Source organism: Mycolicibacterium smegmatis (genome assembly GCF_001457595.1).
GTDB lineage: Bacteria > Actinomycetota > Actinomycetes > Mycobacteriales > Mycobacteriaceae > Mycobacterium > Mycobacterium smegmatis.
This window is the reverse complement of record NZ_LN831039.1, coordinates 3,730,733-3,751,456: the sequence shown is the minus strand read 5'-3', so window position 1 is coordinate 3,751,456 and position 20,724 is coordinate 3,730,733. Positions and strand designations below refer to the sequence as shown.

The 20,724-nt window shown below is 68.5% G+C and carries 21 protein-coding genes; 12 read left to right on the top strand and 9 right to left on the bottom strand.

What is annotated here, in order from left to right; genetic code table 11:
* Positions 1 to 10 precede the first annotated feature (10 nt).
* The 5 genes from AT701_RS18090 to AT701_RS18070 are packed head-to-tail and all read left to right on the top strand — an operon-like array spanning position 11 to position 4,046.
* A complete protein-coding gene (locus tag AT701_RS18090; RefSeq protein ID WP_003895081.1) occupies positions 11 to 322 on the top strand; it encodes an urease subunit beta in 312 nt (103 codons plus the stop codon).
* Entirely contained in the window at positions 322 to 2,055 is a 1,734-nt protein-coding gene (locus AT701_RS18085; RefSeq protein WP_058126349.1) for an urease subunit alpha, read from the top strand. Before AT701_RS18090 ends, AT701_RS18085 begins: the two co-directional genes overlap by 1 nt.
* Positions 2,056 to 2,691, top strand: coding sequence for an urease accessory protein UreF (locus AT701_RS18080; RefSeq protein WP_011729212.1), 636 nt, complete (start codon positions 2,056 to 2,058; stop codon positions 2,689 to 2,691). It begins immediately after the preceding gene.
* Between the two features lie 30 nt (positions 2,692 to 2,721).
* Entirely contained in the window at positions 2,722 to 3,408 is a 687-nt protein-coding gene (gene ureG / locus AT701_RS18075; protein WP_011729211.1) for an urease accessory protein UreG, read from the top strand.
* On the top strand, positions 3,408 to 4,046 hold the full coding sequence (locus tag AT701_RS18070) for an urease accessory protein UreD (protein ID WP_058126348.1): 639 nt from the start codon (positions 3,408 to 3,410) through the stop codon (positions 4,044 to 4,046). The genes ureG and AT701_RS18070 overlap by 1 nt, the downstream gene beginning before the upstream one ends.
* A 33-nt stretch (positions 4,047 to 4,079) precedes the next feature.
* Here the strand turns inward: AT701_RS18070 and AT701_RS18065 are convergent, their stop codons facing one another.
* From AT701_RS18065 to AT701_RS18055, 3 genes are all read right to left on the bottom strand, one after another.
* Positions 4,080 to 5,453, bottom strand: coding sequence for a type II NADH:quinone oxidoreductase Ndh (locus AT701_RS18065; protein WP_003895076.1), 1,374 nt, complete (start codon positions 5,451 to 5,453; stop codon positions 4,080 to 4,082).
* A 99-nt stretch (positions 5,454 to 5,552) separates the two neighbouring features.
* Positions 5,553 to 6,482 carry an LLM class F420-dependent oxidoreductase gene (locus AT701_RS18060; RefSeq protein ID WP_003895075.1) on the bottom strand — a complete coding sequence of 310 codons (930 nt, stop codon included), beginning with the start codon at positions 6,480 to 6,482 and terminating at the stop codon, positions 5,553 to 5,555.
* 22 nt (positions 6,483 to 6,504) lie between these two features.
* Positions 6,505 to 7,176, bottom strand: a complete 672-nt coding sequence (locus tag AT701_RS18055; RefSeq protein ID WP_011729209.1) for an SDR family oxidoreductase — start codon at positions 7,174 to 7,176, stop codon at positions 6,505 to 6,507.
* Between the two features lie 367 nt (positions 7,177 to 7,543).
* Between AT701_RS18055 and AT701_RS18050 the strand changes: the two genes are divergently transcribed.
* Positions 7,544 to 8,587, top strand: coding sequence for an alanine and proline-rich secreted protein Apa (locus AT701_RS18050; RefSeq protein WP_058126347.1), 1,044 nt, complete (start codon positions 7,544 to 7,546; stop codon positions 8,585 to 8,587).
* Between the two features lie 63 nt (positions 8,588 to 8,650).
* On the opposite strand, the gene AT701_RS18045 is transcribed toward AT701_RS18050, so the two are convergent.
* Complete coding sequence (locus AT701_RS18045; RefSeq protein ID WP_003895071.1) at positions 8,651 to 8,908, bottom strand: CDGP domain-containing protein; 258 nt, start codon at positions 8,906 to 8,908, stop codon at positions 8,651 to 8,653.
* Between the two features lie 481 nt (positions 8,909 to 9,389).
* Between AT701_RS18045 and AT701_RS18040 the strand changes: the two genes are divergently transcribed.
* The gene (locus tag AT701_RS18040; protein WP_003895070.1) at positions 9,390 to 9,692 is read left to right on the top strand and encodes a GlsB/YeaQ/YmgE family stress response membrane protein; all 303 of its coding nucleotides are present in this window, start codon (positions 9,390 to 9,392) and stop codon (positions 9,690 to 9,692) included.
* 35 nt (positions 9,693 to 9,727) lie between these two features.
* Positions 9,728 to 10,726, top strand: a complete 999-nt coding sequence (locus AT701_RS18035) for a zinc-binding alcohol dehydrogenase family protein (RefSeq protein ID WP_003895069.1) — start codon at positions 9,728 to 9,730, stop codon at positions 10,724 to 10,726.
* Positions 10,727 to 10,740: 14 nt separating this feature from the next.
* On the opposite strand, the gene AT701_RS18030 is transcribed toward AT701_RS18035, so the two are convergent.
* Positions 10,741 to 11,232, bottom strand: coding sequence for a hypothetical protein (locus AT701_RS18030; RefSeq protein WP_003895068.1), 492 nt, complete (start codon positions 11,230 to 11,232; stop codon positions 10,741 to 10,743).
* 117 nt (positions 11,233 to 11,349) lie between these two features.
* On the opposite strand from AT701_RS18030, the gene AT701_RS18025 reads away from it, so the two are divergent.
* Positions 11,350 to 11,961: a CGNR zinc finger domain-containing protein gene (locus AT701_RS18025; RefSeq protein ID WP_011729205.1), complete on the top strand. Its 612-nt coding sequence runs from the start codon at positions 11,350 to 11,352 to the stop codon at positions 11,959 to 11,961.
* Between the two features lies 1 nt (position 11,962).
* Here AT701_RS18025 and AT701_RS18020 read toward each other — a convergent pair whose 3' ends face one another.
* Both AT701_RS18020 and AT701_RS18015 read right to left on the bottom strand, forming a co-directional pair.
* Positions 11,963 to 12,730 (bottom strand): CPBP family intramembrane glutamic endopeptidase, encoded by a 768-nt coding sequence (locus tag AT701_RS18020; RefSeq protein WP_014877763.1) that lies wholly within the window; start codon positions 12,728 to 12,730, stop codon positions 11,963 to 11,965.
* 61 nt (positions 12,731 to 12,791) lie between these two features.
* Positions 12,792 to 15,164 carry a phosphoketolase family protein gene (locus AT701_RS18015; RefSeq protein WP_003895065.1) on the bottom strand — a complete coding sequence of 791 codons (2,373 nt, stop codon included), beginning with the start codon at positions 15,162 to 15,164 and terminating at the stop codon, positions 12,792 to 12,794.
* A 128-nt stretch (positions 15,165 to 15,292) separates the two neighbouring features.
* On the opposite strand from AT701_RS18015, the gene AT701_RS18010 reads away from it, so the two are divergent.
* Together AT701_RS18010 and AT701_RS18005 are read left to right on the top strand one after the other, a co-directional pair.
* A complete protein-coding gene (locus AT701_RS18010; RefSeq protein ID WP_058127658.1) occupies positions 15,293 to 16,174 on the top strand; it encodes a TIGR03619 family F420-dependent LLM class oxidoreductase in 882 nt (293 codons plus the stop codon).
* Positions 16,175 to 16,224: 50 nt separating this feature from the next.
* Complete coding sequence (locus AT701_RS18005; RefSeq protein ID WP_058126346.1) at positions 16,225 to 17,697, top strand: acetyl-CoA acetyltransferase; 1,473 nt, start codon at positions 16,225 to 16,227, stop codon at positions 17,695 to 17,697.
* Between the two features lie 16 nt (positions 17,698 to 17,713).
* Here the strand turns inward: AT701_RS18005 and dthD are convergent, their stop codons facing one another.
* Together dthD and AT701_RS17995 are read right to left on the bottom strand one after the other, a co-directional pair.
* Complete coding sequence (gene dthD, locus AT701_RS18000) at positions 17,714 to 18,496, bottom strand: D-threitol dehydrogenase (protein ID WP_011729199.1); 783 nt, start codon at positions 18,494 to 18,496, stop codon at positions 17,714 to 17,716.
* Positions 18,493 to 19,473 (bottom strand): sugar-binding transcriptional regulator, encoded by a 981-nt coding sequence (locus tag AT701_RS17995; RefSeq protein WP_058126345.1) that lies wholly within the window; start codon positions 19,471 to 19,473, stop codon positions 18,493 to 18,495. The genes dthD and AT701_RS17995 overlap by 4 nt, the downstream gene beginning before the upstream one ends.
* 198 nt (positions 19,474 to 19,671) lie before the next feature.
* Here AT701_RS17995 and AT701_RS17990 point away from each other — a divergent pair, with 198 nt between their 5' ends.
* Positions 19,672 to 20,712, top strand: a complete 1,041-nt coding sequence (locus tag AT701_RS17990; RefSeq protein WP_058126344.1) for an NAD(P)-dependent alcohol dehydrogenase — start codon at positions 19,672 to 19,674, stop codon at positions 20,710 to 20,712.
* Positions 20,713 to 20,724: the final 12 nt, after the last annotated feature.

Genomic DNA, 20,724 nt, shown 5'->3' with positions numbered 1-20,724 from the left:
ACGCGAACCGGTGGTGCCCGGCGAGATCCTCCACGGCGAAGGCGACATCGAGATCAATGCGGGCGCACCGCGTCTGACGCTCGACGTGGTCAACGCCGGCGACCGGCCCGTGCAGGTCGGTAGCCACGTGCATCTCCCGCAGGCCAACTCGGCGCTGGAGTTCGACCGCACGGCCGCGCACGGCCACCGTCTCGACATCCCCGCAGGCACCGCGGTGCGGTTCGAACCCGGTGTGGCACAGCGCGTCACGCTGGTGCCGCTGCGCGGCACCCGTGAGGTGTACGGCCTGAGCATCAATCCACCAGGGAGGCTGGACGGCTGATGACCGCACTGTCACGGAGCAACTACGCCGCGCTGTTCGGTCCCACCACCGGGGACCGCATCCGGCTGGCCGACACCGACCTGCTGATCGAGATCACCGAGGACCGCAGCGGCGGACCGGAGCTCGCCGGTGACGAGGCCGTGTTCGGCGGCGGCAAGGTGTTGCGCGAGTCCATGGGGCAGGGCCGGGCCACCCGCGCCGACGGCGCCCCCGACACCGTCATCACCGGAGCGGTGATCCTCGACCACTGGGGGATCATCAAGGCCGACATCGGGATCCGCGACGGCCGGATCGTTGCGATCGGCAAGGCGGGCAACCCCGACATCATGTCGGGCGTGCACCCCGATCTGGTGGTCGGCCCGTCCACCGAGATCATCGCGGGCAACGGTCGCATCCTCACCGCGGGTGCCATCGACTGCCACGTGCACCTGATCTGCCCGCAGATCATGGACGAGGCGCTCGGCGGCGGCATCACCACGATCATCGGCGGCGGCACCGGCCCGGCCGAGGGCACCAAGGCCACCACGGTCACGCCGGGCGCATGGCATCTGGCGCGCATGCTCGAGTCCCTGGACTCCTGGCCCATGAACATCGTGCTGCTGGGCAAGGGCAACACCGTCAGCGCCGACTCGATGTGGGAGCAGTTGCGCGGCGGCGCAGCGGGTTTCAAGCTCCACGAGGATTGGGGCACCACCCCGGCGGCCATCGATGCGTGCCTTACGGTGTGCGACGTCGCAGGCGTGCAGGCGGCCATCCACACCGACACGCTCAACGAGATGGGCTTTGTCGAGGACACCCTGGCCGCCATCGGCGGCCGCTCGATCCACGCCTACCACACCGAGGGTGCCGGCGGCGGGCACGCGCCGGACATCATCACGGTGGCGGGCCATCCCAACGTGCTGCCAAGCTCCACCAACCCGACCCGGCCGCACACCGTCAACACCCTCGACGAGCACCTGGACATGCTGATGGTCTGCCATCACCTGAAACCCAGTGTGCCAGAGGATCTCGCGTTCGCCGAGAGCCGCATCAGGCCGTCGACCATCGCGGCCGAGGACCTGCTGCACGACATCGGGGCCATCTCGATGATCGGCAGTGACGCGCAGGCCATGGGCCGCATCGGCGAGGTCGTGATGCGCACCTGGCAGACCGCGCACGTCATGAAGCGCCGCCGCGGCGCGCTGGAAGGCGACGGCTCCGGGAAGCACGGCGCCGACAACCTGCGCGCGCGCCGCTACGTCGCCAAGTACACGATCTGTCCCGCGGTCGCGCACGGCCTCGACCACGAGATCGGCTCGGTCGAGGTCGGCAAGCTCGCGGATCTGGTGCTGTGGGAGCCCGCGTTCTTCGGGGTGCGCCCGCATGCGGTGATCAAGGGCGGCATGATCGCGTGGGCCGCGATGGGCGACGCCAACGCGTCGATCCCGACACCGCAGCCCGTGCTGCCGCGGCCCATGTTCGGAGCCGCACCGGCCGCAGCGGCCGCGACCTCGGTGCACTTCGTGGCGCCGCAGGCCATCGAGGACGGCCTGGCCGAACGCATCGACGTCAGGCGGAAACTCGTCGCGGTCAAGGACGTCCGCAAGGTCGGCAAGGCGCAGATGCCGCTCAACGACGCGCTGCCACGCATCGAGGTCGAACCCGACACGTTCACGGTGCGCATCGACGGCGAGGTGTGGGACGAACAACCCGCCGCCGAGCTACCCATGGCACAGCGATACTTCCTGTTCTAGATGAACAGCCTGACAACGCTTCTCACCCTGGCCGACTCCCGGTTGCCGACCGGGGGACACGTGCACTCCGGCGGCGTGGAGGAAGCGGTGACCAGCGGGCTGCTCACGGATCTGTCGACGCTGCGCGCCTACCTGGTGCGGCGCATCCGCAGTCACGGGCTCGTCGCGGCGTCGGTCGCGGTCGCCGTGCACGAGGGCACGCTCACCCCAGGTGTCGCCGACGCCGAGATCGACGCACGCACACCGTCACCCGCGAGCCGCGACGCGTCGCGTGCGCAGGGCCGCGGACTGGTGCGATTGGCCCGGCGGGTATGGCCCGACGGTCCGTGGGACACACTTGGCACGCGCCCGCACCTGGCGGTCGCGGCGGGTGCGGTGGGCGCCGCGAGCGGCCTGGATCCGCTGCAGACCGCGCTTTCGGTCGTCTACACCACGATGACCGGGTCGGCCACCGCCGCGCAGCGGTTGCTGGCGCTCGACCCCGGTGATGTGGCCGCGGTGACCTTCGAGTTGGCGGCGCTGTGCGACACCGTCGCCGAGGAGGCCACCGCAGGCCTGGCCGATCTGTCGGATCCCTTACTCGACGTGATGGCAGAACGCCACGCCCAACGCGACCGTCCGCTGTTCGTCTCCTGATTTCGTTGTTCGCATCCCGAAAGGCTCGACATGCCACCGCATTTCCTCGACGGTGAACCCCACACCCACACCGACCGGCCCAAACGGGTGCGCAAACCCGGTGAACCGCTGCGCATCGGGGTGGGCGGCCCGGTCGGCTCGGGCAAGACCGCACTCGTGGCGGCGCTGTGCCGTCAGCTGCGCGACGAACTGTCACTGGCGGTGCTCACCAACGACATCTACACCACCGAGGACGCGGACTTCCTGCGCCGCAACGCGGTGCTGCCCGACGAGCGGATCGCGGCCGTGCAGACCGGCGGGTGCCCACACACCGCGATCCGGGACGACATCACCGCCAATCTCGACGCGATCGACGATCTGATCGAGATGAACCCGGCGCTCGACCTCATCCTCGTCGAGTCGGGCGGCGACAACCTCACCGCCACGTTCTCCTCGGGACTCGTGGACGTGCAGATCTTCGTCGTCGACGTGGCCGGCGGCGACAAGGTGCCACGCAAGGGCGGTCCGGGCGTCACGTTCTCGGATCTGTTGGTGGTCAACAAGACCGACCTCGCGCCGCTGGTGGGTGCGGATCTGGACGTGATGCGCCGCGATGCGGCCAAGGTGCGCGCGGAGCGGCCCACCGCGCTGATCTCACTGACCGAGGATCCGACGGCCGGTCCGGTGCTGGACTGGGTGCGTGAACAGTTGCGGGTCGCCGCGGCGCAGACGGTGTGATGCACTCGCAGGTCCTCATCGTGGCCGTGCCGGGGCGGCTGCCGCGGATCGAGGCCACCGGGGGGCTGGCCGGCCGCTGCACGCAACCCGACACCGTGCACCTGGTGTCGACGGCGGCCACCCCGCTGGGCGGCGACACGCTGCGGGTGCGCGTGGTCGTCGAGGCAGGCGCCCGGCTGCGGATTCGTACGGTTGCCGCGACGCTCGTGCTCCCCGGCACCGAAACCCTGCTCTCCGAGGCGGTTTGGGACATCGAGGTCGCGGGCGAACTGGACCTGGACCCGCAACCGACCGTGGTGGCCGGCGGTTCGGCACATCACACGCAAACCCGGTTGCAGCTCGCCGATTCCGCGCGGGTGCGCATCCGCGAGCAGATCCAGATCGGCAGATCGAACGAGAGAGCCGGTTTCTGGTCGGGGCTGCTGCACGCCGACGCGGCCGGAGCGCCGCTGCTGCGGCACCGCATCGAGCTGGGATCCGGCGCACTCGGTGACGACGAGATCGCCGCCCCACGCGCATGCATCAGCGAAATGCGTTATCCGGAGCCGACTTTCGATGCGCCAGACCAACTGGTGCTGGGCTTGGCCCGCGGCGGCAGCCTGGCCACCTGGCAGGGTGACCGGCTGCCTGCCGACTGAACCGGCTGGACCGAACCGGCTCGACTGAACCGGCTAGGACGCGGCTTTCTCGGTGTCCTGCACCGCCGCCGCGATCTCCTCGAGCTCCTCGATGCGGGTTCGCGCATAGGCCTGCTGCTCGGTGATGGTGAGCTGACCACGCTTGGTGCTCAGGAACGTCACGCCCCACGACAGCAGTGTGACGATCTTCGTCTTGAACCCGACCAGGTACACCAGGTGCAGCACGAGCCAGCACAACCAGGCGAAGAAGCCCGCGAACTCGACGGGACCCACCTTGGCCACCGCGGAGAACCTCGACACCGTCGCCATCGAGCCCTTGTCGAAGTACTCGAACGGCGTGCGGATCTTCGGGCTGGTGCCACTGACCTCACGCTTGATGATCTTCGCGGCGTAGCGGCCACCCTGGATGGCGCCCTGCGCCACACCGGGCACGCCCTCGACGGCCGCCATGTCGCCCACGACGAACACGTTCGGGTGACCGGGCAGCGTCAGGTCGGGCTGTACCTTGACCCGGCCCGCGCGGTCGAGTTCGACACCCGACTGCTCGGCGAGATCCTTGCCGAGAGGGCTGGCCGACACACCGGCCGACCACACCTTGCACGCCGACTCGATGCGACGGATGGTCCCGTCGGAATCCTTGACGGTGATGCCGTTGCGGTCGACGTCGGTGACCATCGCACCCAGCTGGACCTCGACGCCCATCTTCTCCAGACGGGCCCGCGCCTTCTTGCCGAGCTTCTCGCCCATGGGCGGTAGCACGGCCGGTGCGGCGTCGAGCAGGATCACCCGGGCCTCGGTGGGATCGATGTGGCGGAAGCTGCCCCGCAAAGTCTGGTCGGCCAATTCGGCGATCTGTCCGGCCATCTCGACGCCGGTCGGGCCCGCGCCGACGACGGTGAACGTCAGCAACTTCGCGCGGCGCACCGGGTCGCTGGAGCGCTCGGCCTGTTCGAACGCGCCGAGGATGCGACCGCGCAACTCCAGCGCATCGTCGATCGACTTCATGCCGGGTGCGAACTCGGCGAAGTGGTCGTTGCCGAAGTAGGACTGACCCGCGCCCGCGGCGATGATGAGGCTGTCGTAGGGCGTCGAGTAGGTGTGACCGAGCAGCACCGAATCCACGGTCTTGTTCTCCAGATCGATGTGCGTCACATCGCCGAGAAGGACCTGGGCGTTCTTCTGCTTGCGGAGGATCACTCGAGTGGCCGGGGCGATCTCGCCCTCGGAGATGATGCCGGTCGCCACCTGGTAGAGCAGCGGCTGGAAGAGGTGGTGCGTGGTACGGGCGATTAGCTTGACGTCGACGTCAGCGCGCTTGAGGGTCTTGGCAGCGGTGAGACCACCGAAACCCGAACCGATGATGACGACTTTATGCCGATCCGACGCCGTAGCTCCGGGATGGCTCATTGATGCTCCTCGCAAACGTTTTCTACCACTCGGTACAACGAACAGATTAGTCGGCGCGATTCCCCACAGCGCGGTGACGTGGGCAACCGCACCGAACGTCTACCCAGATATCAGTGGTTTCAACGCTTCGCCGATGGCTGTGATGTCTCCTGGGCGGTATCCGAGCTGCCACGTGGGGATGTTGATCGCGACGCCGTCGATGCCCAGATCGAGCACCTTGGTCTTGACCTGTTCGGCGATCTGCTCGGGCGTTCCCACGACGCTGCGCTGCCTGAACGGTTCGGGGATCGCGTCGAGTGATGCGTTCTCGTCGATGATCGCGCTCAGCAGCACGCTGGTCTCCAGCGTCGCCGGATCCCGGTCGATCTCGTCGCAGTTCTTCTTGATGACGTCGAGTTTGCGCGCCAGTTCGTCGAATCCGGCGATCACGTTGAGGTGGTCGAAGTGGCGGACGGCCATGGGGATCGTCTTCTTCTCGCCGCTACCGCCGATCATCAACGGAATGTGGTCGCGGAAGCGGGGATTGGCCAGCGCGTTCTCGGTGCGGTAGTACTTCCCGCTGAACGTGGGGCGCTCGCCTTTGAGCATCGGCAGGATGATCTGCAGTGCCTCGTCGAGCTTTTCGAAGCGCTGCGTGAATGTGCCGAATTCGTAACCGAGTTGGTCGTGCTCGAGTTCGAACCACCCGGTGCCGAGGCCGAGCACCGCGCGGCCGCGGCTGACCACGTCGAGCGTCGTGATGGCCTTGGCCAGCAGGGTGGGATTGCGGTAGGTGTTGCCCGTGACGAGCGTGCCCAGTTGCACGCGTTCGGTCGCGGTGGCCAGGCCGCCGAGCGCGGTGTAGGCCTCCAGCATCGGTTCCTCGGGTTCACCGATGCCCGGCAATTGGTAGAAGTGGTCCATCACGAACACGGTGTCGAACCCCGCGTCCTCGGCTTCTTTGGCCTGCGCGATGACGGTGGGGAAGAGTTCTTCGACGCCGGTGCCGTAGCTGAAGTTGGGAATCTGGAGAGCGAGTCGGATTGTCACTTCTCCGACCCTAAACGCGTTGTCAGACGGTGGCGAGCGCACCGCGGCTGACGTGCAGCGTCTGCCCGGTGATGTGCCGCGCGGCCGGCGTCGACAGGAACAGCGCCAGCCTGGTGAACTCGTCGGCGACCGACGGGGGAGTGCGGGTCAGCCCGTCGTAGGCCTGCTCGGCGCTGCGACCCGCGGCGACCGCGTTGATGGTGATGCCCCGGGTGCCGAAGAAATCCGCCTGTCCGGCGGTCCAGTCCGACAGCGCGGCTTTGATCGCGGCCTCGACGCTGCCCTCCTTGGCGCTCTCCGGCAGGACGTTGACGATCGAACCGCCGGAGCGGAGGTGGTCGCCCACGATCTGCACCGTCAGCGCCGCCGACACCACGGTCGCGTCGAGGTTGTTGCGCCACGCCGAGGCCAGGTCGGCGAGCGTGTAGGTACGGGGATCCTTGGCCTCCCAGCGCGGGGCGGGCACGTTGACCAGGGTGTCGAGGTGGTGCGGGAACTGGCCGCGCACGGCTTCGAGGCTCGCTGCGTCGGTGTTGTCGAAGACGATCGATTCGATATCCAGTTCCTTGGCGGCGACCTCAAGATCGTCGCGGCGGGCGCCCGCGATCACCACATTGTGGCCTGCGTCCCGAAAACCCTGCGCGATCGCGCGTCCGAGTTCGGTGTCGCCGCCGGTGACCAGCACCTCCGCCATGATGTACCTCCATGTACCGGGGATCACCACGCCGGTCGGCGGGTGATCAGCCCCCAATGTTACTGGACGGTAGCTAGCTGACGAAACTCAACGCGCCCGTGCTCGCGTGCCGAAGTTCGCTCGCGAGCGGTCCCCGGAGTCGTAACGCGGCGCGCGCGGGGCGCGATTAAACGGTCAGAATACGGGCGGTACGGTGTTGCCGGCGGGAGTCTGACGGCCTCGGCGTGGCGGTCCGGGCCTCGTCGTGCCAGCAACTGGCCTTCATGCCATTGACTTCTACTGTCGCTGTGCTCAGCAACCTCTCAGAAAAACACTCTAAGAGCAACTCACACTTGCGTCACGGCCGTAACACGGTAGTTTCTTCCCCATGTACGAGTCGGACTCGATGTCTCATCGACGCTCAGGTCTGTCGAAGAAGCTGACGCTGGCTGCGGTGACCGGCATGACGGCGGTCGCGGTGGCGCTGCCGTCGGTGGCGCACGCGGATCCCGAGCCGCCACCGCCGCCGCCCGGTAACACCTTCCTGCCCGCGCCGCCGCCTGCAGACCCGAACGCGCCCGCTCCGGCTCCCGCGCCTGCTCCGGCTCCCGCACCTGCCCCGGCGCCGGCTCCTGGTGCTCCGGCCCCGGCGCCTGCTCCGGCACCCGCGCCCGCCGATCCCAATGCGCCCGCACCCGCGCCCGCCGATCCGAACGCACCCGCGCCCGCACCTGCCGAGGAGCCGCCTGCGCCCGAGCCCGGCCGCGTCGACAACGCGGCGGGTGGCTTCAGCTATGTGGTTCCCGAGGGTTGGCAGGTGTCGGACGCCACGCAGCTCTCGTACGGCCAGGCGTTGCTGACCAAGACCGTTGCCGAGGGTGCCGAGCCGCCGAACGACACCAGCGTGCTGCTGGGCCGTCTTGACCTCAAGCTCTTCGCGGGCGCCGAACCCGACAACAACAAGGCCGCCGTGCGACTCGCCTCCGACATGGGTGAGTTCTTCATGCCGTTCCCCGGTACGCGGGTCAATCAGCAGACCGTGCAGCTGAACGCCGACGGTATGCCCGGCGTGGCGTCGTATTACGAGGTCAAATTCACCGACGCCAACAAGCCTGCCGGTCAGATCTGGGCCGGCGTGGTCGGGCAGCCGGTCGCGCCCGGTACGCCGCGCGGACAGCGCACGCCCGAACGCTGGTTCGTCGTGTGGCTGGGCACTGCGAACAACCCGATCGACAAGGATGCCGCTGTGGCACTGGCGAATTCGATCCGCCCGTGGGCGCCTCCGCCGCCTCCGCCGCCCGCTCCGGCCGATCCGGCCGATCCCAACGCGGCACCTCCGCCGCCGGATCCCAACGCGCCGCCGGCCCGCCCCGGCGTCGGCGTTCCGGTCCCGGTGACCGATGCGCCGCCGGAGATGATGCCTCCGGCCTGATCCGCACGTGGTGAACGACCCCGGCCCGCATGGGTCCGGGGTCGTTCGCTTTTGTGTTTCGCTCTACGGCCCGACGTACGGGATGTTGCCCGCGAGGTTGTTGACGTTCAGCAGGTAGCAGTTGGTGCCGCCGAAGCCGAGAGCGCCCGCGGTGACGCAGCGCTGGAACGTGCCGTCCTGGGCGATGGGCCCGTCACACGTGGTCCCGCCACCCCACGGTGTCCATCCACCCTGACATCCGGCACTCGCAGGCGACGCCGTCGCCAGGGCGATGCCGCCGGCCGCGAGTGCGCCGACAGCCAGTCCGATCAGTGCCTTCATCGTTGCCTCCTCGCACGTCGGCATCATTTGCCTAACCGATGCTGTGACACGTGTGAACAATGTGACTGACGGGGTGGATGTGAGATAGCTGATGCGTCGGCACGCGCGGGGATCGCGACGCACGCGGGGCGCGCCACCCGGCGGTATGTGCTGCACATAGCAACATCCCAATCTCGACGGCAGCGGTGCGGCTCGCGCCGCCGCGTGATCACAGCAAGTTGCCAGATAATGACTAGGGTAGCTAACTGCTTGTGTCCCGACAACGGGGAATTCCTTTGCCATATGTGCGTTTCGCTGTCGGCGGAACGTAGCCGGCCCAGTCCGTGCATCGTCGATGCCCCTCGCACCGACGACCGATCGTGTTCGATCGGTCGGCTAAATCGTTACGTTCGCGGGGTAGACCTGGAAGTGGCCCGGCGAAGGAGCCGAGCCAGGGCGTAAGGCCCGAGTTGGGCGGCCAAGAAAGGCAAGGAGGCCTCTAATGGACGTACTGGCAGCAACCGAGATCCTGGCGCGCTCGAGCACGCTGACGAGTGTCGGCTGGATCGGCTACATCATCATCGGCGCGATCGCCGGCTGGATCGCGGGCAAGATCGTCAAAGGCGGCGGATCGGGGCTCCTGATGAACATCGTCATCGGAGTGGTCGGCGCGCTCATCGGCGGCTTTTTGCTCAGCTTCTTCCTCGACACCGCGGGCGGCGGCTGGTGGTTCACCCTGTTCACGGCCATCCTGGGCTCGGTGATCCTGCTGTGGCTTGTCGGTATGGTGCGCAGCCGTAGCTGACTCCCGGTAATACATAGGTCATGAGCTCCTCCGCCATGACCGCATGGCAGGTCGTCAGCCCGGGGCCGGTCGACACGCGCCCTCTGCACCGCGCGACGGTGCCCAGGCCGGAACCGGGCGACGGCGAACTTCTCGTCGCGGTTCGTGCGTGCGGCGTGTGCCGCACGGACCTGCATGTTGCCGAAGGTGATCTGGCGGTACACCGGCCCAATGTGATCCCGGGCCACGAGGTGGTCGGCGAAGTTGTCGCGGCCGGTCCCGACGTGCACGGGTTCGCCGCAGGTGACCGCGTAGGTGTCGCCTGGCTGCGATACACGTGCGGCCGGTGCGCATACTGCCTGCGCGGGCGGGAAAACCTGTGCCCCGAATCGCGGTACACAGGGTGGGATGCCGACGGCGGTTATGCCGAATACACCACGGTGCCCGCGGCATACGCGCATCGTCTGCCTGGCGGGTACTCAGACACCGAACTGGCCCCGCTGCTGTGCGCGGGCATCATCGGCTATCGCGCTCTCATGCGCACCGGGCTTCCTGCGAGCGGGCGCCTCGGCATCTACGGCTTCGGTGGCAGCGCGCACCTCACGGCTCAGGTGGCATTGGCGCGGGGTGCGCGCGTGCACGTCATGACCCGTGGTGAGCAGGCTCGTGAACTCGCGCTCGCGCTGGGCGCGGCGTCGGCGCAGGGCGCCACCGACATGCCGCCCGAACCGCTCGACGCGGCGATCCTGTTCGCCCCCGTCGGCGATCTGGTCCTGCCCGCGATGGCCGCGCTGGACCGCGGCGGCGTGCTGGCGATCGCGGGCATCCACCTCAGCGACATCCCGTCACTCAACTACCAGGACCACCTGTTCCAGGAGCGCGAGATCCGGTCGGTCACCGCCAACACCCGGGCCGATGCCCGCGAGTTCTTGTCGTTCGTCGCCGAACACCGCATGCAGGTGACCACGCCGGAGTATCCGCTGGACCGTGCGGATCAGGCCCTGGCGGATCTGGGCGCCGGGCGGATCTCGGGCGCCGCGGTGCTCGTTCTGTGAACCCCGCGGTGAACCTAGAGCGCGGCGAGTGCCGCGCCGAGACGGCCGGCAAGGTCTCCGCGACCCATCGCGTACAGCGGCCCGCATCCGTCGCCGATCAGGCGGCTCAGCCGGGCCATGCCGCGTGCGCTCACCGGCGCGGGCGCGTGCAGGCGTTGTGCGATCGCCTCGATGAGCTCGCGGCACTCGTCGATGTTCTTGCGGTGCAACGGAACCCGTGCCGAGATCTGCCATATGTCACTCGCAGCGTCGCGTACGGCGCGTCGCAACGTGCGTGCGATGGCGTGCCGTTCCGAGGCTGAGGTCAACCGGTCGGCGCGCACTGCGATGGCACTGCCCGGCGGCGTCGGCGCCCCGACGGCCAGGGCCGCGTCGAGTTTGTTCGCGTGGATGCGGGCCTCGATGCGGGCGCGGATCGAGGCGCGCACGGCCACCGGGGTTGCGGTGACGCGGCGGTGGGTGCGTGGTGCCGGCGCCAGGGCCGGTGAAGTTCGGTTGTCAGTCATGCCGCTACCTCGTGTAGTTACGAATTCCGGTTCAAGACCGTGACTTCCTAAAAGGTTACGCCGGTCATGAATGACTAGTCAAACCATTTCACCGGTCACGAAGGGTAGAGTGGGGTCATGGTGACATGGACCGGAGACAGCGAAACAAAACCCGCTCCTGGGCCGCTGTCGCGCATCCAGGCGCTGGTGAACACCGTCGACCTCGAGCGCGGGCAGGACCGGCTGGCGGATCCCGCCCACGCCGTTCCGTGGCTGATCGACAACGACCTGCTGAGCCCCGGATCCACACCGACGCGCGACGAGATGGACCTGCTGCTGGGCGTCAGGGAGGCGCTGCGGGCGCTTCTGGTGGTCAACGTGGGGGGTCCCGCGCCCGCGCCCGAGACGCTCGGTGCACTGCGCCAGGTGGCCGACAGTGCGACCGCACGCGCCGAACTCGGCGCCGACGGAGAGGTGGCACTGTGCGCCGCGGGTGACTCGGTCATCGAGCGCCTGGTGGAACTTCTGGTCGTGATGCGCGACGCGCAACGCGACGGCACGTGGGGCCGGCTCAAGGCGTGCGCCAACGAGGACTGCCGCTGGGCGTTCTACGACCGCTCCCGCAACCACGGGGGATCCTGGTGCACGATGTCGGTCTGCGGGAACAAGCTCAAGAACCGGCAGTTCCGCGCGCGCCACCGTGCCGATGGGAAAGCCGGAACCGACGTGGACGACGTCGATCGCCCCTGACTCAGGTCGAGATGTGCCAGACGACTGCGGCGGCCAGCGCGCCCATGCCGTTGAGCGACCAGTGCAGGGCGATCGGAGCCAGGAGGCTGCCGCTGCGCCTGCGCAGCCAGCTGAACACGAAACCCGCGATGCCGGTGGCGACGACTGCGAGCACGACGCCGGCGACGGTGCCGAGAATGCCACCGCCGAACAGGCGTGTGAAGCCGACGTTGCTGCTCGTCAGACCCAGGGAGGTCGCGATGTGCCACATCCCGAACAGGAGCGACCCGGCCGCCGCGACACCTCGGAAACCCCACGCACGGTCCAGCGCGCCGTGCAGCACGCCGCGGAATGCCAGCTCCTCGGGGATCACGGTCTGCAGCGGGATGATGATCATCGACGCGATCAGCGCGCCCGACAGCGTCGCGTAGTTGTCGTTCATGAACATCGGTCGCGTCCACGGCAGCAACGCGCCGATCGCGATCACCGAGAGAACCACACCCACCGCGGCGAGCGCATAGCCCGCACCCGTCTTCCAGTGTTCGCGGCCCAGGCCCAGCTCGGTCCAGCCCCAGCCGCGTGCGCGCGCCAGCGCGAGCAGTCCGACGGCTGCCGCGGGGACGGTCGCGATGCTGGCCCACGGGGTCGTGAAGTGGGCGATCAGATTGGTCATCGCCAGCACCACGACGACGATCGCGATGTCGACGTAGATGCGGAAGTGGTGCAGGGCGGCCAGCTGCGCCATCAGCGGGTGGGGATGTTGCGCGGCCACGGCGCTCTGGTCAGACATAACTTGCGCAGTGTACCCAGCAGGCGCGAACTCCAAGCTCAGCGAGCTTTCGCGGGCGAACTCAATCGGCCTGCCAGGTCCACTCCGAGATGGCCGGATCGTCCTCGCCGTGCTCGCGGGTGTACCGGCGCGCCGCCAGCCGCGCGTCGGCCATCTCCTGACGCAGTGCGGCCGCCCGGGTCCCGAGCCCCTCGACGCGGTCGATGACGTCCATGACGAGATGGAAGCGGTCCAGGTCGTTGAGCATCACCATGTCGAAGGGTGTCGTGGTGGTGCCGCGCTCCTTGAAGCCACGCACGTGCAGTTGCGCGTGGTTGGCGTGCCGGTAGGTCAGGCGGTGGATCAGCCACGGATAGCCGTGGTAGGCGAAGATGATCGGCCGGTCGGTGGTGAAGACCGAGTCGAAGTCGCGTTCGGACAAGCCGTGCGGATGCTCTGATTCCGGTTGCAGCCGCATGATGTCGACGACGTTGACCACACGCACCTTCAGATCGGGCAGCCTGCGGCGCAGGATGTCGGCGGCGGCCAGCGTCTCCAGCGTCGGGATGTCGCCCGCGCAGGCCAGCACGACATCCGGTTCACCCGAGGTGTCAGAGCTCGCCCAGTCCCAGATGCCGAGCCCGCGCGTGCAGTGCGCGATCGCCTCGTCCATCGTGAGGTAACTCAGCGCGGGCTGCTTGCCCGCGACGACGACGTTGACGTAGTGGCGGCTGCGCAGGCAGTGGTCGGCGACCGACAGCAGCGTGTTGGCGTCGGGCGGCAGGTACACCCGAACCGCCTCGGGTCGCTTGTTGGCGACGTGGTCGATGAAGCCGGGGTCCTGGTGTGACGCGCCGTTGTGGTCCTGGCGCCACACATGTGAGGTCAGCAGGTAGTTCAGCGACGCGATGGGCCTGCGCCACGTGAGTGCCGCGCTGCTGGTCAACCACTTGACATGCTGATTGAGCATCGAGTCGACGATGTGCACGAACGCCTCGTAGCAACTGAAGAGGCCGTGCCTGCCGGTCAGCAGGTAACCCTCCAGCCAGCCCTGGCACAGGTGCTCGGACAGCACCTCCATGACGCGTCCGTCGGGCGCGAGGTGTTCGTCGTCGGGCCCGGTCTCGGCCAGCCAGGTCTTGTCGGTCGCCTCGAACACCGCCGAGAGCCGGTTCGACGCGGTCTCGTCGGGCCCCATGACGCGGAACCGGTCCGGGTTGCGGGCGATCACGTCGCGCAGGAACTCGCCGAGCACCTGGGTGGCCTGGACGCTGGTGGTCGCGGGCCTGTCGACGGGCACCGCGTAGTCGGTGAAATCGGGCAGGTCCAGATCGCGCAGCAGCAGGCCGCCGTTGGCGTGCGGGTTGGCGCTCATCCGGCGGTCGCCTGCCGGCGCCAGTGCGCGCAGTTCCGGTCGCAGTGCCCCGGTGCCGTCGAACAGTTCGTGCGGGCGGTAACTGCGCAGCCACTCTTCGAGCTGGGCCATGTGGTCGGGATTGGTGCGGGTCTCCGAGAGCGGCACCTGGTGCGAGCGCCAGGTGCCTTCCACCTTGTTCCCGTCCACCGTAACCGGACCGGTCCATCCCTTGGGTGTGCGCATGATGATCATCGGCCACAGCGGTCGCCCGGATTCGTCGTCGAGGCGCGCCGCGCGCTGGATCGCGGCGATCTGGTCGAACGCCTCGTCCATCGCGATCGCCAGCTGCTGGTGCACGTTCGCCGGGTCGTCACCGGCGACCGTGATCGGCCGGTATCCGTAGCCGAGGAACAGGGATTCGAGCTCCTCTTGCGGAATCCGGGACAGCACAGTGGGATTGGCTATCTTGTAGCCGTTGAGGTGCAGGATCGGCAGCACCGCGCCGTCGGTGACGGGATTGAGGAACTTGTTGGAGTGCCAGCTCGCCGCGAGCGGACCGGTTTCGGCCTCGCCGTCGCCCACGACGCAGGCCACCACGAGGTCGGGGTTGTCGAACGCCGCACCGTACGCGTGCACCAGTGCATAACCCAGTTCGCCGCCCTCGTGGATCGAGCCGGGCGTCTCGGCTGCCACGTGGCTGGGGATGCCGCCCGGAAAGCTGAACTGCCGGAACAGTTTCCGCATCCCGTCGACATCCTGCCCGATTCCCGTGTAGACCTCGCTGTAGGTGCCCTCCAGATATGCGTTGGCCACCAGACCGGGACCGCCGTGGCCAGGGCCGGTGATGTAGATGACGTTGGCGTCGCGCTCACGGATGATCCGGTTGAGATGTGCGTAGATCAGGTTCAGGCCGGGTGTCGTTCCCCAGTGGCCGAGCAGACGCGGTTTGACGTGTTCGGCCGCGAGCGGTTCGGCGAGCAGGGGGTTGTCGAGCAGATAGATCTGGCCGACGGACAGGTAGTTGGCCGCGCGCCAGTACGCGTCGAGCAGTTCGAGTTCCGAATCGGTCAGCGCCGGGGATGTGGTCGCGTCGCTCATGGCTCCATCGTGAGGGTTGGCGGTCGATGGTGTGGGGCAACCGCGTGTTCTCGCGGTACCTGTTTTCGGATACCCCCGGTGCGGCGATCGAACCCGCGATCGGTCGATGCGCCGGTTACCCTTGCCACGTGCTGGGATTCGCGTTACCGCAGTTCGGTTCGGCCGCTTTTGCCGCCGGGGGTGAGCTGGCGCGGTTCGCGTCCACCGCCGAGCAGCTCGGAGCGCAGAGTCTGTGGGTGGGGGACCGGTTGCTGGCAGCGGTCGACCCCACGGTGGGTTATGCCGGCGGTGACACCATCCCCGAGCAGTTCCGGGCCTGCCTGGACCCGTTCACCGCGCTCGCGGTCGCCGCGGCCGCGACGTCGACGGCACGGCTGGGCAGCAGTGTCTTCGTCGCGCCGTGGTACCCGCCCGTGCAGCTGGCGCGTCAGCTCGCGAGCATCGACGCCGTCAGCGGTGGCCGCCTGACCCCGGGTTTCGGCATCGGCTGGTCGCCCGAGGAGTACCAGGCCGCGGGTGCCCCGTTCGACGGTAGGGGCGCGCAACTCGACGAGATCCTCGACGCGCTCGAGGCGCTGTGGACCGACGATCCCGTGAGACACGAAGGCAAGCGGTGGTCGGTACCGGAGTCGTGGGTCGGGCTCAAACCCGTGCAACGGCCACGGCTGCCGATTTGTCTGGGCGCGTTCACACCCGCGGGCCTGCGCCGCATCGGCCGTCGCGGAGACGGGTGGCTGCCCGCGGTGTTCGTGCCGGGCGCGGTGAGCATCGACGCGTTGCGGGCGCAGCGTCGGGTGATCGACGCGGCCGCCGAGGCCGCAGGCCGCGATCCGGCGAACATCGCGACCCACGTGCGGATCAACGTCGCGCCGGGCAGCAGCGTGAGCCAGGTCGCCGACGCGGTGAAAATCCTCGCCGAGGGCGGCTACCCCGACGCGTTCGTCGACCTGATGTACGTCGAGACCGACGTGGACGCGGTGCTGGGCTGGGTCGAGAAACTCGTGGCCTGAATCAGCGGGCGGCTGACCTCACCCGCACGCCGAGTTGTTGAATACGTCCTGTGTCCGTGAATCGAACGCCCGTGTTGGTCGGGTACGGCCAGGTCAGTCAATACGACGAGAACCCTGCCACCGAACCGGTGGACCTGATGGCCGAGGCCGCCAGGAACGCCGTGGATCCCCGTGTGCTGCAGGCCGTGGACTCGGTGCGCGTGGTCAACCTGTTGTCGTGGCGGTACCGGGACCCGGGCCTGCTGCTCGCAGGTCGCATCGGCGCCGCCGGGGCGCGGACGCGGTACACGGGTATCGGTGGCAACGTGCCGCAGACCCTGGTCAATCACGCGTGCCTGGATCTGCAGGCCGGACGTGCCGAGGTGGTGCTGATCGCGGGTGCCGAGACGTGGCGGACCCGCAGTCGTCTGCGGGCGCGCGGGGTGCGCCCGGACTGGACACGTCAGGACGACACCGTGCCCGTGGCCCCGGGTGGCGACGACAACGTCCCCATGGCCGGTGACGCCGAGAACCGGATCAAGCTGGACCGCCCGGCGTTCGTGTATCCGATGTTCGAGCAGGCGCTGCGGATCGCGGCGGGGGAGACACCCGATGAGCACCGCGACCGGATCGGTGCGCTGTGGTCGCGGTTCAGCGCCGTGGCCGCCAGGAACCCGCACGCCTGGAATCGTGACGCAGTGACCGCGCAGCAGATCACGCAGGTGGGGCCGGACAACCGGATGATCAGCTGGCCGTACCCGAAGCTCATGAACTCCAACAACATGGTCGACCAGGGTGCGGTGCTGATCCTCACCACGGTCCAGATGGCGACCTACCTTCAGATCCCCATGGACCGCTGGGTTTTCCCGTACGCGGGAACCGATTCACACGACACCTACGCGATCGGGGAACGCGACGAGTTGCACCGGTCCCCGGCGATCCGCATCGCCGGACGCCGGGTGCTCGAACTGGCGGGCGCCGATATCGACGCGATCGACTTCGTCGACGTGTACTCGTGCTTTCCCTCGGCGGTCCAGGTCGCGGCCGCCGAACTCGGGTTGCCGACCGACGATCCCGCACGGCCGCTCACGGTGACCGGAGGCCTGACCTTCGCGGGCGGACCATGGAACAACTACGTCACGCACTCGATCGCGACCATGGCCGAGAAGCTCGTCGCCGAGCCCGGCACGCGCGGATTGATCACCGCCAACGGCGGATACCTCACCAAGCACAGCTTCGGGGTGTACGGCACCGAACCGCCTGAACAGGAATTCCGTTGGGAGGACGTGCAATCCGTGGTGGATGCCGAGCCCACCCGCAAGCTGGCCGTGGAATGGGTGGGCACCGGGACGGTCGAATCCTGGACCACGCCGTTCAACCGGGACGGTGCGCCGGAGAAGGCGTTCCTGGCGGTGCGCACGCCCGATGGCGCGCGCACGCTCGCGGTGATCACCGACGAGTCGCAGGCCGCGGCCACCGTGCGTGAGGACATCGCCGGGGCACGCGTCGAGGTGCACGCCGACGGCACCGCGACCCTGTTGTGACGGCGCGGGTGCCGGGCTACTTGATGGTGTAGCCGCCGTCGATGACCAGGTCGGCGCCGTTGATCATCGCGGCGGCGTCGGACGCGAGGAACACTGCGGCCGCGGCGATCTCGTCCGGGTAGGCGAACCGGCCCGTGGGGATGAGCTTCTTGAGGGCATCCCCGCGCGGGCCGTCCCACGCCTTGTGGCCAAGTTCGGTCAGGACCACGGTGGGCGAGATGGTGTTGACCCGCACGCCGCGCCCACCCCATTCGGCGGCAAGCACTTTCGACACGCCGACCACGCCGAACTTCGACGCGCAGTACGCCACGTGCTGATCCAGGGCGACCGTCGCGGCCTGTGACGCCATGTTGACGATGGCGCCGCCGCCGGCCTCGAGCATCCGTTTGCCCACGGCCTGGCACATCAGGAACGTGCCGCTGAGGTTGATCGCGAGCGTGCTGTCCCAATCCTGAAGGGACAGTTCCTCGGCCGGCGCCAGACGGGCGACACCGGCACTGTTCACCAGGATGTCGATGCGGCCGAACTCCGCGGCGACGGCGTCGGCGGCGGCCTGCACCGATGCCGCGTCGGCGACGTCGCACGCGAAGCCACGATGCGCACCGCGGTCGCCACCCAGTTGGGCGGCGAGCGCCTCGGCACCCTCGGCGTTGAGATCGACCGCGGCGATGCGGGCGCCCTTGGTGGCATACGCCGAGGCGATCGCGGCGCCGATCCCGGACGCGGCGCCGGTCACCAGCGCCACCTTGCCGTCGAGCCTGAAGTCGAAGTCGACCGAGAGCTCTTGTGCCTGAGTCATGTTCGCTTTGCGCCTTCCTCGTTTGCGTTGTCGTCGAGCACCGCGGCGGCGATCTCGACGTCGGTGACCAGTGATGAGACCATTCCCGAGCGCAGCACCGCGCGTGTCGCCGCGATCTTCTCCGGGCCGGTGGCGATCGCGATGACGGTCGGGATCTCCCGCAGTGTGGCCTCGTCGATGCCCATCCGGCGGTCGTCGAGCCCGGGCAGGCGGTTGCCTTCGGCGTCGAGCAGCAGCGCGCACGATTCGGCGCACACGCCCGCGGCCTCCAGGGCCTCCACCTCGGTGGTGGTCAGCGAGCTGTACACCTGCGAGGCGCCCTCGACCCAGGCGCCGACCGAGACGATCGCGCACGTGACCTTCGCGTGCTGCGCGATGGTGTCCTGGATCTGCTGGCTGCTCGCCAGGCTCGCGGCCGTGCGGGCGTCCGACACCACCAGCGGGGCATACAGCGGCCAGGTCTGCCCGCCGCTGACCTCGCTGATCCGGCGCACCAGGTCGACGCCGTTGTGCGTGATCGCGCCTGCCATACCGGTGAGCTGGACGACGTCGCAGTGCGGGAGTTCGGTGATGTGGTCGGCGATGTGCGCCAGGGTGCGGCCGCAGTCCACGCCGATCACGTCGCCGTCGCGCAGGATCGACTGCAGCAGCTCGGCCATGGCCTTGGCGACCGAGGCGACGCGGTCGTCGGCGCCGACGGTGTCGGTGCCGCGCGGATCGCTGTCGGGGCTGGTCATCACGGCGTACGCGTGCTGTAGCCCGTAGCGCCGCTGCAGCGCGGTGGACAGCTCGACGTCGATGGATCCCGGGTTGTGGATCTTGATCTCGACCATGCCGGAGCCGAGTGCTTCGTCGAGCATGCGGGCGACCTTGAACCGGGAGATGCCGAATTCCTCGGCGATCTGGACGCGGGTTCGTCCTTCGAGGTAGTAGCGGCGCGCGATCACCGCGCGTTGGAACAGCTCATCGGGTCCCATGCCGCATCTCCCTTCTGTCCGGCCGCTCTGCACCGACGTTCTGCACATATGTGCAGACGCGTTGACACATGAGCATAGAGCATTGCATGATCCACATCACAAGCATCAAATGAGATTTCGCGCTAACAGATGAGCAACTCGGACGCGACGGCCATGCATGCCTGCAGACCGCCGGTCGCGCCCCGGAAAGGAAACGAGATGAACGCCGTCGCAGCCGATGCCCGCGGCACCATGCGCGCCAGCGTGCTTACCTCGGTGGGCACGGTGGTGGTGGAGGACCGGCCGGTGCCGACCCCGGGCCCGCACGAGGTGCTCGTCGAGGTCGCGGCCGTCGGGGTGTGCGGTTCCGACGTGCACTACTACCGGCACGGTCGTATCGGCGACTTCGTGGTCAACGAGCCGATGATCCTGGGCCACGAGTTGTCGGGACGGATCGCGGCGGTCGGTGAGGGCGTCGACCCCGCACGGGTCGGACAGCGCGTCGCGGTCGAACCGCAGCACCCGTGCCGGCGCTGCGAGCAGTGCAAGGCCGGCCGCTACAACCTGTGCCCCGAGATCAAGTTCTATGCCACCCCGCCGATCGACGGGGCGTTCTGCCGCTACGTCACCATCGACGACGACATGGCCCATGCCGTGCCGGACTCCATCTCCGACGACGCCGCGGCGCTGCTCGAACCGCTGTCGGTGGCCATCGCGACCATGCGCAAGGCCGGCGTCGTACCAGGTTCGTCGATCCTCATCGCAGGCGCCGGGCCCATCGGCGTGATCTGCGCGCAGACCGCGCGCGCGTTCGGTGCCGCGCGCATCGTGGTGACCGATCTGGTGGCCGAACGCCGCGAGCGGGTCCTGCGGTTCGGGGCCACCGAGGTGCTCGATCCCGCGGTCGATGACGTCGCCGCACTCGACCCCAAGGTCGACGCGTTCGTCGATGCCAGCGGCGCCGCGCCTGCCGTGGTGTCCGGCATCAAGGCCGTCGGCCCCGCGGGCAACGTCGTGCTGGTCGGCATGGGCGCCGACGACGTGACGCTGCCCGTCGGCTACATCCAGAACATGGAGATCAACGTGACCGGCGTGTTCCGGTACACCGACACGTGGCCTGCGGCAATCCATCTCGTGAGTTCTGGTGCTGTCGATCTCGACGCGCTGGTGACCGGTCGCTACGACCTCGACCATGTCGCCGAGGCCCTCGACAGCGACAGCGACCCCGCGAGCCTCAAGTCGATCGTGGTGCCCGAGTGACGGCCGAAGCGA